The sequence below is a fragment of the Haloarcula sp. R1-2 genome (assembly GCF_011627385.1).
GTDB classification, from domain to species: Archaea; Halobacteriota; Halobacteria; order Halobacteriales; family Haloarculaceae; genus Haloarcula; species Haloarcula marismortui.
Genome location: NZ_JAANTG010000001.1, coordinates 995,299 through 1,010,648 on the forward strand (window position 1 = coordinate 995,299; position 15,350 = coordinate 1,010,648).

Consider the following 15,350-nt stretch of genomic DNA (forward strand, 5'->3'; position numbering starts at 1 on the left):
ACGGGTCACCCCTGGTTGAACTCCACGCCTTTCCCGCCAGCGGGGTGTTCCCACTCGGTGTCGGCGACGATAGCACAGGTGCCACACTCGACGCAGGGCTGGGTGTCGAGGCTCACGAGGTGTTCCTCGCTGCCGTTGGTCTGGACCATTTCGTCGCGGTAACAGCCGCCGCCGAAGTCTTCGGCGCTGACCGGGCAGGCCGTGACGGCGGTGCCCGAGGCCTCGAAGGACTTGTCGACCAGTTCGATGTGCGGGTCACCCACGTCATAGGTCAGGTCGCCGATACGGTCACCCAGGTCGGGTGGCGAGACGGTGTTCTCGTCGGTCACGGGCTCACCCAGTTCCTCTGCAATGACCGTCGGCAGCGTCACGTAGGGCAGTTTGGTGTCGGGAATCATCGACACCAACCGCGGTGACGAGTAGGCCCGTTCGAGCAGTCCGGCTGCCGCGCGGACCCCGAACCGGCCGACGGCGGACTCGGCGATAGCGTTCGAGAGGTCGTCGACGGGAGCGAGTTCGCCGAGTTGTCCGAACACCGTGTATCCGGTCGGCCGGAGCTTGTCCATCACGCCCTCGTCGTGGAGCTTCTTCTCGTACAGTTTGCCGGCCTGAGACGGGTCGCCGCGTGCCCTCGCGTCGGCGAACGCCTCGGCGGCCAGCGCCCCGGCAGTGACCGCGTGGTTCATCCCCTTGATGATGGGTCCCTGTGCCTGCATCTGGCCGGCGGCGTCGCCGACCAGCACGAGGCGGTCCTTGTGCGGGGAGGGATGGGCCGCCTTCTTCGAGTCCGGAACCAGTTTCGCACTGTACTCGCGCTCGTTGTACTCGTCGCCGAGCCACTGGGCCATGAGCGGATGCGTGAGCAGGCTGTCGAGCAGTTCGTGGGGCTCCGCCCGTTCCTCAGCGATAGAATCGAGGTGGAACACGGTGCCGATAGACAGCGAGGACTCATTGGTGTAGAGGAAGCCGCCACCACGGACGCCGTCGAACAGGTCGCCCGAGAACAGGTGGGCCGCGCCGTCGTCGGAGGCCACGTCGAAGCGGTCGTTGATGACCTCCGGCTCCATGTCGACGACTGCCTTGACGCCCTGAAACCACTCCTCGGGCTCGTCCCAGTCCATCAGCCCGGCGTCGCGGGCGAGTTCGGAGTTGACGCCGTCGGCCGCCACGATGATGTCGGCTTTGATGGGGTCCAACTCCTCTGTCGTCACGCCGACAATTTCGCCTCGTTCGCGCAACAGGCCGGTGACGTGGACCTCGGTCAGCAAGCCGCCGCCGGTTTCGCGGGTGCGTTCGTGGACCTGCTGGGCGAGCCACGAGTCCATCTTCCGACGGAGCACTGCGTCGGCCCACGCCGTATCGTGGTGATGGAGGTCGCCGATATCGAAGGATTTCACCCTGTCACCGGCGATGTTGTGGATGATGTTCTCCGTCACCGGTCGCTCCGTCGCCTCCTCGCGGAAGTCCGGGAACAGGCCGTCGATGGTGTAGGGTGCCGACTCCTCGGCGTAGATGAGCCCGCCAGAGACGTTCTTCGACCCGGCGTCGACGCCGCGTTCGAGGACGAGTGTTTCGACGCCGTTGCGGGCGAGCGTCGCCGCCGCAGCGGCCCCGCCCGGGCCACAGCCGACGACGACTGCCTCGTACTTCTCGGCGGTGTCAGTCATCGCTGGCCTCCATCATCGCACCCAGTTCACCGGCTTCGACCGCCTCCGTCAGGCGCGGCAAGACCTCGAATAAGTCGCCCTCGATGAGATAGTCCGAGAAGTCCCGGATATCGGCGTCCGGGTCGGTGTTGACGGCGATGATCGTATCGGACTCGTCACAGCCGACCTTGTGCTGAATCGCCCCGGAGATACCTGCGGCGATGTACACGTCGGGTTCGACTTCCTGCCCGGACTCGCCGATCTGTCGCTCCTCGGTGACGTACTGCTCGACGTGGCCGTCGAAGGAGTACGATGAGGTGATGACTCCGCGGGACAGTCCCAGATCGGCGTCGTCGAAGGCTTCGGCGAGGTCCAGCGCCTGCTCGATGCCCCGCGTCGGGTCGTCGCCGATACCGCGGCCCACGGCGACAATCACGTCGTGGCCGGAGAGGTCGACACCGCCAGAGAGGCGGTCGTACTCCTCGACCTCGACTGTGAACCAGTCGTCGTCAAGGTCCATCTCGTAGTCGACGACCTCGCCGTCGCGTTCGTAGTCGGGGTCGGGCATCTCGAAGCTCCCCGGAATCACCGACGCCCCCTGTGGGTGGAAATCCCGGTGGGGTTTGTCGATACAGAGAATCGTCGAGTACTCGAACCCGGAGAAGTCCGGGCGCTTCATATGGAGCACGCGCTCGAACTCCTTCTTGTCGCCGGCGGTGCCAACCTTCGCGGGGTTGGATATCATCGCGCTCTCGATATACAGCCCCGAACAGTCCGACGCTAATCCTGAGTCGAGTTCCCCCTGAACGAGCGCCGAAAGGTCCCGACCGTTGTTCGTCGCCGGGAAGACGGTGTAGCGCGGTTCGTGGTAGTCCTTCCACTCGGTCTCCTCACGACCATCGGCGGCCAGGTCGCCACCCGCTCTGGCCATGTCACAAAAGATTTTGGTGTAGGGCTGGTGGCGGAAGCGATCAAGGCGGTCGTCCTCGTGATAGACGACGAGATCCGCGCCGTAGGCGATGACATCTTCAACGTGGTCGCTCGCGTCGGCCCCGATGAGCACAGCGACGACGCGCTCGTCCTCATCGTACGCCGCGTTGTAGTCGTTCATCAGTTCCCGAGCCTTCCCGAGCATCTCCTTCGAAACGTCCACGAGGTCGCCGGCCTGCGTCTCACAGTAGACCCACATATCGCGGTACTCCGCGCCGACGGTTCCCTCGACCCACTGCTTGTCGTTGGTTGGGTGGTCGAGTTCGGGGTACTTCTCTTCCGGCGGGACGTACTCGACCTCCGTCACCGCCTCGCCCTCGGCTTCTTCGGTCCCCTCGACGGATTCGATTCGACTCTCTATCTGGGATTTCGCTGTCTTCCGGTCCTGGCCCGCTTTCTCGCGTTCGAGCAGGTCCCGGAGCACGTCGGCATCGTCAACGTCTCGGACCATGTTCGCCACATCGGCGACAGTAAGGTCGGAGAGGTCGACGGCTTCCGGATCTATCTCGCCGTCATCGTCGCTTTCGACCTTCTCGATCCGGTCCTTGATAAGCGTCTTGACGGGAACCCGGTCCTCGCCGTCTTCCTCCAGTGCCAGCATCGCCTGTAGTTCGTCGGCGTCGTCAACGTCCTTGATCTTCGGTCCGAGTTCGGCGATCTCGTGTTCCGTGGGATCGATATCAGGCATTGTCAGTCACCTGCCGCGTACGGCGTGAGTTCGTCCAGTACCGGTTCTAATGCCTCGCGTTCGTCGGCCTCGATAACCGTCGCTTCTCGCTCCGAGGGGGCCTTTGGAATCGGGTCAACGCCGGCGACGATGGTCGGCGAGCCGTCGAGGCCAATGTAATCAGGGTCGAGATTGAGATCTTCGTGATCCCAGACCGTGAGGTGTTCCTCGTACTCCGTGGCCCGCTCTTGAGTCTCCTCGCGGAGGTCCTTGTGTTTCAATCGGTGGCTCGCCTTCCGATAGGTCGGTTCGAACTCGGGGTCGGCAACGATGAAACACGGCATCGGCGCTTCGACCGTTTCAATCTCGGAGATGTCGCCGTCGACCAGTCGCTTCGCCCGAACGGTGCCCGCGTCCTCGTCGATATCGAGTGAGAGAACATGGGTGATTATCGGCCAGTCCAGACACCAGCAGGTCTGTGGACCGGTATGGCCGGTCTCGCCGTCGGCCGTTTTGAACCCGGCAAACACCAGATCAGGCTGCTCCTCAAGGTTCTGGAGGCCAGTGGCGACAGTCATCGCAGTCGCCCAGGTGTCCGCGGCCCCCATCTCGCGGTCCGAGAGGAGATACAGGTCGTCTGCGTACACGTCCCGCATTCCTTCCTGCAAGACCTCTTTGTACCCCGGCGGCCCCATGCTCATCAGCGAGACGTGGCCGCCGTTGCGGACTTTCGTCTGGAACGCCGCACGGAGCGCGTGCTTGTCGTTGGGGTTCATCACCGTCGGTGTCTTTCCCCGTTCGAGATGCCCGTCCTCGTCGAACGATACCTGTCCTTCGCGGAAGTCCGGAACGCCCTTTGTCATAACAACTGTATGCATGGTACCATGACCCTCGTGAGTGTATCTCACACAAGAATCTATAATAAATGTATGTTTACAATTCTGAATGACAGGTATGCGACCCTGTCTCAGGGGACAGAGAATCCGGGCAGCGCCCAGTATATTGACGAACCGATAGCTACAGGTCGTTCAGATTCGGGGTGCGAAGTACGACAATCCAGCGAAAACAGGAGCGTTCGTAACTTAGATGCGACCAGCGCGACCCGGGTCCACGTCGATGGCGTCGACCGGACACACATCGACACAGAGCATACAGTCGATGCACTGGTCCTCGTGAGCCGGGTCAGCCTTGATCTCGCTCTCCGGATGATCCGGCGTGTCGACCCACTCGAATACGTCGACAGGACAGTCCTCTAGACACGCACCGTCGGCGATGCAGATGTCGAAGTCGACGGCGACGTGTGTCCCGTGGATGCCCAGTTCCTCGGGCTCGTCGACCGGGCCCCAGACATTGTGTCCGTCGTGCTGTTCGACAACGTCGCGGTTCTCCTCAAACTCCGGGTCTATGGCCATTGGTATCTTATCTCACTTTTGGGAGCTACTTAACTTTTCGACCTGACCGTCAGAATCCGGGGCCGTCGCGGCGATCCGAGCCGTGAACATCCCTCGACCCGAGGTCGCTGATGCGGTCAGTCGGTCCTGACAGGTCGCCGCCGGGCAAGCCGGTATCATCGCCTGCGCCTCTTGGGCCGTCAGTGTCCGGACTGTCGGTTCCGATTCGCCGAATGAACTCAACGGTCCGTTCGTACACGTCGTCGTACTGGGCCCCGTGGAACGGGAACCCGTGGTCCGACGGCACCGTCTCGTGGACCACATCGGTCATGGGGCCGAGCGCATCGGCAAGCAGTTCGGACTGAGATGGCGGCACAACGTCGTCTTCAGAGCCGTGGAGCAACAACGTCGGCGGGGCGTCGGTATTCACCTGACCGACCGGCGAGGCGAGGTCGTAGGCCGCAGGTTCGTCGTCGGGCCCGCCGCCGAGATACGCCCGATGGCCCTCACCCGCTGGGACATCAGTCGCGGTATCGAGCGCGTGGAAGTCATAGACGCCGGCGTAGCCGACGGCGGCCGACAGTGCCGAAGACGCGCCGGGGTACAGTTCGGGTTCGAACCCGGGTTCGTCCGCCGTCAGCGCGGCCAAGACGACGAGATTCGCGCCGGCTGAGTGACCGACACCCACGACTCGGTTGGTGTCCGCGCCGTAGCTTTCTCCCTCCGTCCGGGTCCACTCGATAGCGGCTTTTACATCTACGAGCGCCGCCGGAAACGTCCATTCCGGTGCGAGCCGATACTGCGGTTCGATGACCAGAAAGCCGTCCGCGGCGAGATCAAGCGCGTGCCGGGCGAACTCACCCTTGTCGCCAGACGTGAACGCGCCGCCGCGGACGAGCACGGCGACCGGTTTCGGGCCGCTGGCCGCCGCTGCGTCGTACAGGTCGAGCGTCAGCGTCTCGCCGTCCACCTCGTGGAACGGGATGTCGCGCTGCACTGTCACTGACTCCGGGGCGCGTTCTGTCACGGGCATTGGTCGGGCCGTCGTGGACATAAGCCCGACGCTATCAGCTCTCGCCTCGGGGTCGAACGACGCGTCGGCACCGCGGTCTGCTGGGAACTGGCTTGAGCGTCAGGTGCCTCGTTCCGAACGAAGCGAACAGGTCGGTTATCGGGCGGGACGCCTGCGACCAGACGGTCAGTCTTCGATTTCGATCTGCTTGCCGCGGGCTCAAAAGAACCACCGCAAGCAGGACCCAGTTGCACTAGAGCCCCAAATCCGGGTGCTACGGAACCGACTACAGACAGCCGTTCTTCTTTACTGGCAATGCGCCGTTAACCAATAAAATAAAGTGACGATGCGACGATATCCAGTGGAACGATGTACGGCCGCTTCGTGACGGCTTTATGGGTCCTAGCTGGCCTTTCCGCAGTGTTTTCACTGCTCGCGTGGCGTAAGCGTGAGGGACCTGGCGGGACACCGATGGTGGTGTTTCACCTCGCCTTAGCAGTCGGTGCTTCCAGCTACGCTGTCGACATCACCGCGACGGCGCTGTCGACCCAGTTGCTGGCTCGGCAGGTCGCAACCATCGCTCAGGGCGTAGTCGCCATCACCTGGCTGTACGCCGCGTTGCAGTACGCCGACTTCGACAGGTCGGTGACGCGGCGAGCTGTCGGGTTCCTATCGCTTGACCTGTTGGTGCTTGTGGGCGTGTTCGTCTTCCCGGGCGTATCACTGTTCGACCTCCCGTCCAGCGGCTCTGTGGGGTCACTGGTGGTGGCTCCGGGGGCTGGGCTCACAGCAGTGTTCGTCGCCCACATGGCGACAATTCTGATTGCGGCGCTTGCCGGGACAATCGTTCTTATTCAGTTGTTCGTCCGCTCGCGGCACCTGTACCGGACACAGGCCGCGGCCGTCCTCATCGCGGCGCTGGCTCCCTGGACCATTGCGCTGACCCAGCAGTACTTCCTGCAGATTCCCGAGGACGCCACGATTTTCGCCTGGGGAGTCTCTGGGATAGCGATGACGACCGGCCTCTACACGTTCAAGACGCTTGACCCGGTACCGGCCGCGCAGGAAACTATCGTCGAGCAGATGGGGGACGGAACGCTCGTCGTGGACATCGACGGCTGTATCAGCCACGCGAATCCGGCGGCTGAAACCCTCCTCGCTGGCCCCGAAGAGTCGCTCGTGGGCCAGCAAGTAGAGGCCGTTATTCCGACCTGGGACAGTCTCACAGTCGACGACGAACAAGCAGACTGGTCGGAACTCGCGCTCTCCGTGGACGGCCAGCAGCGGTTTGTCGAACTCGAAGTGACACCGTTTGCCGACCGGTTCGACGGACTCGTTGGTCGACTCGTCGTCCTCCGGGACATCACGGAGCGGAAGCGACGCGAGCAACGGCTGACGCAGTACAAGACGATTTTCGAGGGCGTCAGCGAACCCGTCTACGTCCTCGACGAACACGACCAGTTTGTCACGTACAACGACCCGTTCGCCAAGCTGGTCGGTACCGTCGAGGACAGTCTCGTCGGCGAACGCTTCGAGACTGTGCTAGGGCAGATGGGAACCGAGCCAATGGACGGCGGCTCGGAGGAGGTCCTGATCCGGACCGCATCCGGTGAGCAGGTCCCCTGTGAAGTCGACGCGGCGGACATCGAACTGGCCAGCGGTGAGTCCGGCCGTGTCGGCATCGTCCGTGACATCTCACAGCGAAAAGAAATCGAGTCCGAACTCGCAATGACGACCGAGCGCCTCGAAACGCTCGTCGAGGCTGCCCCGCTCGCGATTGTTGCACTTGACGCCAGCGCGACTGTCGAAGTCTGGAATCCCGCCGCGACGGAACTATTTGGCTGGCGCGCCGACGAGGTGTTGGGCGACACGGTTCCCGTTATCCCGGCCGAGAACCGACGACAGACCGCCGAACTTCACGCGCAAGTCCTCGAAGGGGAGCGTCTGTCGGGCCACGAAACAGAGCTTGAACGAAAAGACGGGAGTCGTGTCGACGTGAGCCTTGCCGCCGCCCCGATTCGCGATCTCAGTGGCACCGTAGTTGGCAGCGTCTCTGTTGTCACGGATATCACCGAACGGAAGCGGCGGGAGCAACAGCTGGAACTCCAGAACGAGCGGCTGGACGAGTTCGCCAGCCTCGTCAGCCACGACCTCCGGAACCCCTTGCAAGTTGCCAGTGGCCATCTGGAACTGGCGTCACAAGACGCTGACTCGGGCGTGCGCGAATCGATAACGGCCGCAACGGACGCCCTCGACCGGATGGAGACGCTCATCGACCACACCCTGACGCTGGCCCGCGAGGGGCGTGACATCAGCGACCCCGAACTGATATCGCTCCGGGAGACGTTTTCCCGGGCCTGGGACGCCGCACCCACGAGCGCGGCCGAACACCGGGTTCGGGACTCGCCGGAGCACGTACTGGCCGACCCCGACCGCCTCGCCGAACTGTTCCAGAACCTCGTGCAAAACGCCGTAGAACACGGCAGTGACGGTGCCACTCCCGGAGCTGGGCCAGCGGCCGATGGCGGAGGAGTAGTCACCATCACGCTCGGAGCCACGCCGGACGGCTTCTACGTCGCCGATGACGGCCCGGGGATTCCGCCGGACCAGCGCGACGCCGTCCTCGAATCGGGCTACAGTACCGACGACGACGGCACCGGCTTTGGCCTGGCGATAGTGGAGACGATTGCCGAGGCCCACGGCTGGGAGCTAACGGTTACCGACAGCGAAGCCGGCGGTGCTCGATTCGAGTTCAGTGGTGTCGAGACTGGGAGTCAGGGGGAAGAACCGACGGCTGAGTCGTCGTGACGGCGGCTTCAGGGATGTGTGAAGTACGCGACGGATTCCGTGTCCGGGTCGTCCGCAACCTCGTCGAGGCGAGCGAAGCCAATGCGTTCGAACTGCACCACGTCGTCAGTGTCGTAGTTGCGCAGTCCCGGTTCGGCCACGCCTGATACGTCGCCGTCCATCGTCCGGAGGCGGAGCGCTGGGCCGTCAGCCGGTGCCCAGTGAATCACGTCGACGCCCTCCTCACGGACGGCGTCGATATCGTCGCCGGTGTACTCGAAGGCGTCGCGAGTGTGTCGCACGCAGCCGTAGCCCTTGAGCCAGATACGATCGCCGTGGTCTGGCAGGTCGTCGCCCTCGACGACGACACCGCTGGTCACCGGAATCTCGCGGCGGCCACGCTCCTCGTAGTCCGGGTGCAGCGGCGGTTCGCCGGCGTCCGGCCCGCCGACGATCTGGCGCTCAACGAGGCCACCGTGGTCGTCGCTGTCCCGGACGAAGAACGCCCGGTCCGAGTCGTCGTCGATGAGGTCACGGTTGTTCGAGTAGATCGAGGACATCGCCAGGTCGACGTTCGAGGTGGACGTGCCCAGCTGAATCATCGCATCGACAACGGCCTCGCCGCGGATGCCGCGCCGTTCGAGGCTGGCGACGGTCGGCGCTCGCGGGTCGTCCCAGCCCGCCAGTTCGCCGTCCTCAATGAGTTCGGCGATGCTTGACGTCGAGAGGGGCACGTCGTAAGCGTCGACTTGGACGTGGCCCCAGTGGATGACTTCGGGGTACTCCCAGTCGAAGTAGTCATAGACGAACTGCTGGCGCTTCGCGGAGTCCTGCAGGTCGATACCGCGGATAATGTGGGTGACACCCAGCAGGTGGTCGTCAAGCCCGCTCTGGAAGTCCAGCATCGGCCAGCAGCGGTACTGCTCGGCCGCCTCGCGTGGATGGGGCGTGTCGACCATCCGGAACGCGACGAAGTCCCGCAGCGCGGGGTTCTTGTGAGTAATGTCGGTCCGGACCCGCAGGACCATCTCGCCGCTGTCGTACTCGCCGTCGACCATCGCCTCGAACTCCGAGCGCGTGGTCTCGGCGTCCTTATCCCGGTGGGGACAGGCCTCGCCGTTGTTCTTCAGGTCCGAAAACTCACCCTGCGGGCACGAGCAGGTGTAGGCCCCGCCCTTGTCGATGAGCTTGCGAGCGTACTCGTAGTACGTCTCGACGCGGTCGCTGGCGTTGACTACATCGTCCGGTTCGAAGCCGAGATAGTCGATTGCGTCCAGAATTGCGTCGTAGGCATCCAGATCCGGCCGCTTGGTCTCGGGGTCGGTGTCGTCGAAGCGGCAGATGAACTCCCCGTCGTAGCGCTGTTTGTACGTCCCGACGACAGCGGCCATCCGCGCGTGGCCGATGTGCCACGGCCCGTTGGGGTTTGGCGCGACGCGCATCCGGACGGTGTCGTACTCCTCGGCGTTGGGCAGGTCCGGCAGTGGGTGGTCCTCACCCTCGTCCTCAGCCTCCAGCTCTTCGAGTTTCTCCGGAGCGAGTTCGGCCAGCCGCTCGCGGCGCTCCTCGGCGTCCATCCCGTTGACCCGCTCGACGACCGGCGCGATAACGCCGGGTATCTCGTCGCCGTACTCGCGGAACTCCGGGTTCTCGCCCATGAGCGGGCCCATTATTGCGCCGACCTGTGCCTCGCTATCGTGTTTGACCGCGTTGAGGAGGGCGTTTGTCTCCGCCGCCTCCGTGATTCGGTCTCGCAGCTCGTCGTCCATTATCGGGACCTGCGACTGGGAGGGTCAAAACGCCGTCGGACCACCTTTTTCATCGTCGGGTGGCTCGCGATGCTCGCCACCACTCCTTGAAAAACGTGGGCGAAAAAGGCCGGAACCTCACTAAGTTCGGTTCCGGTGAACCGCGCTCGCTTCGCTCGCGCGGATGCTCGTCTTTACAGGTCACTTCACATCCACCAGAGACTCCGCAACCCTGTCCAGCGCGCTAATACCAGTCACCTCGCCGGACTGGTCGGGAATCGTCCACACGTCAAGGTCGGGCAGCGACTCCCGAAGCGCGGCAATAGACTCTTGCTGTACCGCCTGCTTCCCCTGACAGCGCTGACAGTCGCCGGCGTCCTCAATGACCTTGTTCACGACCAGCGTCGTTACCGGCACGTCGAACTCGCGGAGCTTCGCGACCAGCCGTTCCGTCTCGCGGACGGCCATCGTTTCGGGAATCGTGACGACCCGGAACGCGGTCTGTTTGGGGTCTCGAAGCACTGTACCGACCCGTTCCATCCGCGTGCGCATCTCGGTGAAGTCGTCCGGGCCGTCGTCGCGCCGGCTCGCCATCGGGCCGAACATCATCGTCCGGGCAGTGTTGACTTTCCGACGAACTTGGTCCCGGAGGTCCATCGCCGTGGCAACGCCGCGGTCCATCACCGACGGGAGGTCAAGCAGGCGGAGCGTGTGACCGGTCGGGGCAGTGTCGAACACCACGCGGTCCCAGCGGTCGCTCTCGATGTACGTCGCCATGCCCTCGATGGCTGCCAGTTCGTCGCTACCGGGCATTACGCCGGATGTGAACAGGTCAGCGATTTCCTCTTCGTCCATCCGGATGCCGGCATCGGAAAATTCCGACGCCAGCGCCTCGAACAGTGACCGGTAACGGTCAATACCCGTCTGTGGATCGACCTCGACGCCCCACAGCCCCGACCGGATTTCCGTCGGGTCGCCGCCGACCTCGGTCTCGACGGCATCGGCCAGCGAGTGCGCGGGGTCGGTGGAGACAACGAGTGTCTCGTGGCCCGCCGTCGCCAGCCGATAGCCAGTCGCCGCGGCCACGGTCGTCTTGCCGACGCCGCCCTTGCCGCCGTAGAGAAGGAACCGAGTCACACGGCTGCCTAGGAACTGACACGTCTTAGTTGCTGACCAGCACCATTCAGGGTCAATAGCTACCCTACTGCCAGACGCGGACGACACCGTCATTGCGACCGACAGCAATGCTCAAGCCGCCGTCGCCAGTTGGTGTCGCCGCAACGTTCGAGGCGAGCGACGCGCCGATGTCACGCTGGGCCGCCTGCCGAACGCCGTCCTGCCGCTGGAGTGCGACGAGCTTCCGGCGCTTCTGGGTCGGGACGACCAGCGTCTGTCGGCCATCGCCGAGCAGATCTCCGGCGAGTCCACCGTCGAGGATACGCGAGCCGAATGCGTGCGAGGAGACGCCGTCGTAGCGGGCCGCGATTGAGAGCCGGTCACCGTCGATACGGTAGAACTCCACCGTCCCGCCGATGTGTGGGGTGCGAACGACGGCGATTTCGGGCGCCCCGTCGGGGGAGAACGGCGCGACACAGAGCTGGTGGCGCCAACGAAAGCCCGTCCCGATTGCGGGCCCAGTCGCGACGCGCTCGCCGTCCAGTCCGTAGGCGGCCACCCGAGCGCCTTCATCGGGCCCGGTGACGGTGACGAGTACTTCGGGGTCACCATCGTCGTCAATGTCCGCAAGAATCGGTGCTACACCTTCGACAACCGTTGGTTCAGGCAGTTGAACTCGGCGGCGGACGGTCCCACTCCCGTCTGCAACAAACAGAACGATAGCGCGGGCCTCGACCTCGTCACCGAGCGCTCCGTGGTCGTATCGCTCCGTCGCACCGGCGAGCACAGCAGCGACATCGTCCTGCCAGACGATTCGGGCGTCGGGAAGAGCATCCTCGATGAGCAGGTCACCGTCCACGCGGACGGCCCCGGACTTGGTCACCGTCGCGATGGTACCATCGGGAAACTGGACGGCGTGGGTGTTGGGTCCTGTCTCATCGGCAGTGAGGAACCGAACGCCGTTGTCCTGAACAACCACGACTGGTGGCTGGCCCGCCAGCAGGTCGGGTTCGATGACAACCGATTCAACTCGGTCCTGACTCACCCGAACCGCCTCTGGGGCCCCTGCCTCTGGAACAACAACCCAGAGACTCCCGCCCTCGACTGGCAGTCCGACGAGCCACTTCGGGTGGCCCTCAATGGCGATGTCTATCGGGTCGACGGCGTCGAACCGGCCCGAACCTGAAATGTGACGATTGCCGGAGGGCTGGAGATGCGTGTAGCGAACCGTCTCCGTGGTGCTGGTCACCGTTGCTGTCGGGCGTGGTGTTGTGGTCCGCTGACTCGTCGTTCCACAGCCAGCGAAAAGTCCGGCGACACCGGCGAGAACGGCTCGCCGGGTCTGGTCCATGCTCAGTAGTCGCGCTCGACGAGGTAGTTCGCGATGCCTTCGAGCAGGTAGCGGGCCTCGTTGTCCGGCAGGACTTCGAGGTTCTGCTTGCCGCTCGCAATGAGGTCCTGCCCGGTCTGGCGGGCGTATTCGATTGACCCTACCTCTCGCAGACGCTCGACGGCGTCGTCGATTTCGGCTTCCGAAACGGCCTCGACAGAGTCCGTGTCGACCAAATCGCCCACGTCGACGCCCTGCTGGCGAGCGTGCAGCGTCACCAGCGTCTGCTTGTTCTCGACGAGGTCGGACCCGCGCTGCTTGCCGAGTTTCTCAGAGGGCGTCGTCAGGTCCAGCAGGTCGTCCTGAATCTGGAACGCACGCCCCACGTCGAGCCCGTAGTTGTACAGGGCATCGACCGTCTGCTCGTCGGCCCCCAGCAGCGTGGCCGGAATTGAGGCAGCCGCGCCGTACAGCACGGCCGTCTTGAGTTCGACCATCTCCAGATACTCCTCGGGCGTGACAACATCGCGTTGCTCGAACTCGATGTCGAGGGACTGGCCCTCGCAGATGCGGGTACACGTCGTTGCGAGTCGCTTGTTCGCGTCGACAGTCCGTTCGTGAGCCGCGCCCGTTTCGAGCAGGAACTCGAACGCTTTCGAGTACAGCGTGTCGCCGGCGAGAATCGCCGTCGAGAGGTCGTACTCCTTGTGAACGGCGGGCACCCCGCGGCGGAGCGCGTCGTCGTCCATGATGTCGTCGTGGATGAGCGTGAACGTCTGGATAACCTCGATGGCGAGGGCGGCCGACATCATATCGGCCTGCCCGCCTTCGAGCGTCGGGAAGTCACGGTAGTCTGCCGTCAGCGGGTCGACATCGAGCAGCGACTCCGCGACCAGCAGCAGGACCGTCGGGCGGAGTCGTTTCCCGCCCGCGTCCAGCAGGTATCGCGACGCCTCGTAGAGGTGGTCCGGCTTCTGCACCGGGAGGTCCTCTGGGAGGGCGTCGTTGACCCGGTCTCGTCGGGCGACAATCGCGTCTTCGACCTGCTGATGGCGTTCGGACATCGATTTACTCGGTGAGCTTGATCATGTTGCCGTTGCGGGTGATGTGGAGGTCCCGTCCGGCTTTGTAGCCCATGTTTTCCGCGAGGTCGACGTACGGTGCGAACCCTTCGAGGCTCTGGTGAGCCGGGATGATGTTCTTCGGCTGGAGCGCGTCGATCATTTCGTAGTGGCCCTCTTCGCGGAGGTGGCCCGAAACGTGGATATCGTCGTAGATACGCGCGCCCTGCATGCCCAGCAGCTTCTCGGACTGGTAGCGCTGGCCCTCGTTGGTTGGCTCCGGAATGACCCGAGCCGAGAAGAGGACCTTGTCGCCGTCGTCTAGCTCGTAAGGCGTCTCGCCGCGGCCCATACGGGTGAGCATCGCGCGTGGCTCGCCCTGATGGCCAGTGACGATCGGGAGGAAGTTCTCCTTGCCCTCGTTCATGATCCGCTTGAACGTCCGGTCGACAGACTTGCGGTGGCCGTACATTCCGAGGTCTTCCGGGAAGTCGACGAAGTCAAGCCGTTCAGCGGTACCGGAGTACTTCTCCATCGAGCGACCGAGCAGCACCGGCTGGCGGCCGATGTCGTCGGCGAACTCGACGAGGCTCTTGACACGAGCGATGTGTGAGGAGAACGTCGTCGCGACGATACCGCCGTCGTAGTCGGCGACGCTGTCCATCACGTCTTTGAGGTGCCGACGCGCCACGGATTCGGAAGGCGTACGTCCCTTCTTACCCGCGTTCGTACAGTCCTCAATGTAACAGAGGACGCCCTCGCCCTCGCGGCCGATCTCGCGGAACCGCTTCATGTCGATGGGGTCGCCGATGACCGGCGAGTGGTCCATCCGCTTGTCCAGCCCGTAGACGACCGCGCCTTCCGGCGTGTGGAGAACGGGGTTGATAGCGTCGATGATGGAGTGGGTGACGTTGACGAACTCCAGTTCGTTGCGCTCGCCGATGGACATCGTCTCGCCGGCGTCCATCTTCACGAGGTCGTTCTGGACGCCGAACTTCTCCTCGCTCTTGATCTGCTGTTTGACGAGTTCGATGGTGAAAGGCGTCGCAACAATAGGTGCGTCGTAGCGGTGGGCGAGCTTGGATATCGCGCCGATATGGTCGAGGTGACCGTGTGTCGGGACGATAGCCTTCACGTCGCCTTCCAGGTCGGACATGACCCGGTCGTCCGGGATGGCACCCATGTCGATGAGGTCCAGCGAGTGCATCCGTTCCGTCTCGACGTTGTCGTGAATCAGTACCTTCGAGAGGTTCAGGCCCATGTCGAAGATGACGACGTCGTCCCCTGCACGGACGGCCGTCATCTGTCGGCCTACAGCCTCGTAACCGCCAATTGTCGCAATTTCGACTTCCATAGTTGTAGCTCCGAGTGGAAAGCCGGCCGCGGGCATCCGGTGGGGCACGGCAACGACGGTATCTGCAATGTAGGCGACTTCGTCCGCGTCGGCGCTCCAGGCCAGTCGGGTACGCCCGTAGCCTGTGCAACCGCAGTGGGAGGGACTTCCGTCCCGCAACTTACATCCGCCGTCTGCCGGCCGCCAAACCGCAGTCCACGGGCGGCCGTGCGCTCGGTTACTTCGGTCTACAACGGCGCTTCTTAAAA

Annotated in this window: 11 protein-coding genes; 1 reads left to right on the forward strand and 10 read right to left on the reverse strand. The window is 63.8% G+C overall.

Features of this window, described 5'->3' with window-relative positions; all coding sequences use genetic code 11:
* Positions 1-5 precede the first annotated feature (5 nt).
* From G9C82_RS04970 to G9C82_RS04990, 5 genes are all read right to left on the reverse strand, one after another.
* The gene (locus tag G9C82_RS04970; RefSeq protein WP_127013516.1) at positions 6-1,667 is read right to left on the reverse strand and encodes an FAD-dependent monooxygenase; all 1,662 of its coding nucleotides are present in this window, start codon (positions 1,665-1,667) and stop codon (positions 6-8) included.
* Entirely contained in the window at positions 1,660-3,324 is a 1,665-nt protein-coding gene (locus G9C82_RS04975; protein WP_127013517.1) for an electron transfer flavoprotein subunit alpha/FixB family protein, read from the reverse strand. Before G9C82_RS04975 ends, G9C82_RS04970 begins: the two co-directional genes overlap by 8 nt.
* A 2-nt stretch (positions 3,325-3,326) precedes the next feature.
* Positions 3,327-4,181 (reverse strand): electron transfer flavoprotein subunit beta, encoded by an 855-nt coding sequence (locus G9C82_RS04980; protein WP_049919260.1) that lies wholly within the window; start codon positions 4,179-4,181, stop codon positions 3,327-3,329.
* 204 nt (positions 4,182-4,385) lie between these two features.
* The gene (locus tag G9C82_RS04985; RefSeq protein WP_004963273.1) at positions 4,386-4,715 is read right to left on the reverse strand and encodes a ferredoxin family protein; all 330 of its coding nucleotides are present in this window, start codon (positions 4,713-4,715) and stop codon (positions 4,386-4,388) included.
* Between the two features lie 49 nt (positions 4,716-4,764).
* Positions 4,765-5,727 carry an alpha/beta hydrolase gene (locus G9C82_RS04990; RefSeq protein WP_174789840.1) on the reverse strand — a complete coding sequence of 321 codons (963 nt, stop codon included), beginning with the start codon at positions 5,725-5,727 and terminating at the stop codon, positions 4,765-4,767.
* Positions 5,728-6,075: 348 nt separating this feature from the next.
* Here G9C82_RS04990 and G9C82_RS04995 point away from each other — a divergent pair, with 348 nt between their 5' ends.
* Complete coding sequence (locus G9C82_RS04995) at positions 6,076-8,514, forward strand: PAS domain S-box protein (RefSeq protein WP_127013519.1); 2,439 nt, start codon at positions 6,076-6,078, stop codon at positions 8,512-8,514.
* A gap of 8 nt (positions 8,515-8,522) precedes the next feature.
* Here G9C82_RS04995 and G9C82_RS05000 read toward each other — a convergent pair whose 3' ends face one another.
* From G9C82_RS05000 to G9C82_RS05020, 5 genes are all read right to left on the reverse strand, one after another.
* Positions 8,523-10,262, reverse strand: a complete 1,740-nt coding sequence (locus G9C82_RS05000) for a glutamate--tRNA ligase (RefSeq protein ID WP_127013520.1) — start codon at positions 10,260-10,262, stop codon at positions 8,523-8,525.
* A 180-nt stretch (positions 10,263-10,442) separates the two neighbouring features.
* Positions 10,443-11,378, reverse strand: coding sequence for an ArsA family ATPase (locus G9C82_RS05005; RefSeq protein WP_127013521.1), 936 nt, complete (start codon positions 11,376-11,378; stop codon positions 10,443-10,445).
* A 64-nt stretch (positions 11,379-11,442) separates the two neighbouring features.
* A complete protein-coding gene (locus tag G9C82_RS05010) occupies positions 11,443-12,708 on the reverse strand; it encodes a hypothetical protein (RefSeq protein WP_127013522.1) in 1,266 nt (421 codons plus the stop codon).
* 2 nt (positions 12,709-12,710) lie between these two features.
* Positions 12,711-13,751, reverse strand: a complete 1,041-nt coding sequence (idsA3, locus tag G9C82_RS05015; protein WP_004963288.1) for a geranylfarnesyl diphosphate synthase — start codon at positions 13,749-13,751, stop codon at positions 12,711-12,713.
* 4 nt (positions 13,752-13,755) lie between these two features.
* Positions 13,756-15,102 carry a ribonuclease J gene (locus G9C82_RS05020; RefSeq protein ID WP_004963291.1) on the reverse strand — a complete coding sequence of 449 codons (1,347 nt, stop codon included), beginning with the start codon at positions 15,100-15,102 and terminating at the stop codon, positions 13,756-13,758.
* Positions 15,103-15,350: the final 248 nt, after the last annotated feature.

Coding starts and splice junctions, on each gene's coding strand:
- G9C82_RS04970 (WP_127013516.1), bottom strand. CDS start 1,667: ATGACTGACACCGCCGAGAAGTACGAGGCAGTCGTCGTCGGCTGTGGC.
- G9C82_RS04975 (WP_127013517.1), bottom strand. CDS start 3,324: ATGCCTGATATCGATCCCACGGAACACGAGATCGCCGAACTCGGACCG.
- G9C82_RS04980 (WP_049919260.1), bottom strand. CDS start 4,181: ATGCATACAGTTGTTATGACAAAGGGCGTTCCGGACTTCCGCGAAGGA.
- G9C82_RS04985 (WP_004963273.1), bottom strand. CDS start 4,715: ATGGCCATAGACCCGGAGTTTGAGGAGAACCGCGACGTTGTCGAACAG.
- G9C82_RS04990 (WP_174789840.1), bottom strand. CDS start 5,727: ATGCCCGTGACAGAACGCGCCCCGGAGTCAGTGACAGTGCAGCGCGAC.
- G9C82_RS04995 (WP_127013519.1), top strand. CDS start 6,076: ATGTACGGCCGCTTCGTGACGGCTTTATGGGTCCTAGCTGGCCTTTCC.
- G9C82_RS05000 (WP_127013520.1), bottom strand. CDS start 10,262: ATGGACGACGAGCTGCGAGACCGAATCACGGAGGCGGCGGAGACAAAC.
- G9C82_RS05010 (WP_127013522.1), bottom strand. CDS start 12,708: ATGGACCAGACCCGGCGAGCCGTTCTCGCCGGTGTCGCCGGACTTTTC.
- idsA3 (WP_004963288.1), bottom strand. CDS start 13,751: ATGTCCGAACGCCATCAGCAGGTCGAAGACGCGATTGTCGCCCGACGA.
- G9C82_RS05020 (WP_004963291.1), bottom strand. CDS start 15,102: ATGGAAGTCGAAATTGCGACAATTGGCGGTTACGAGGCTGTAGGCCGA.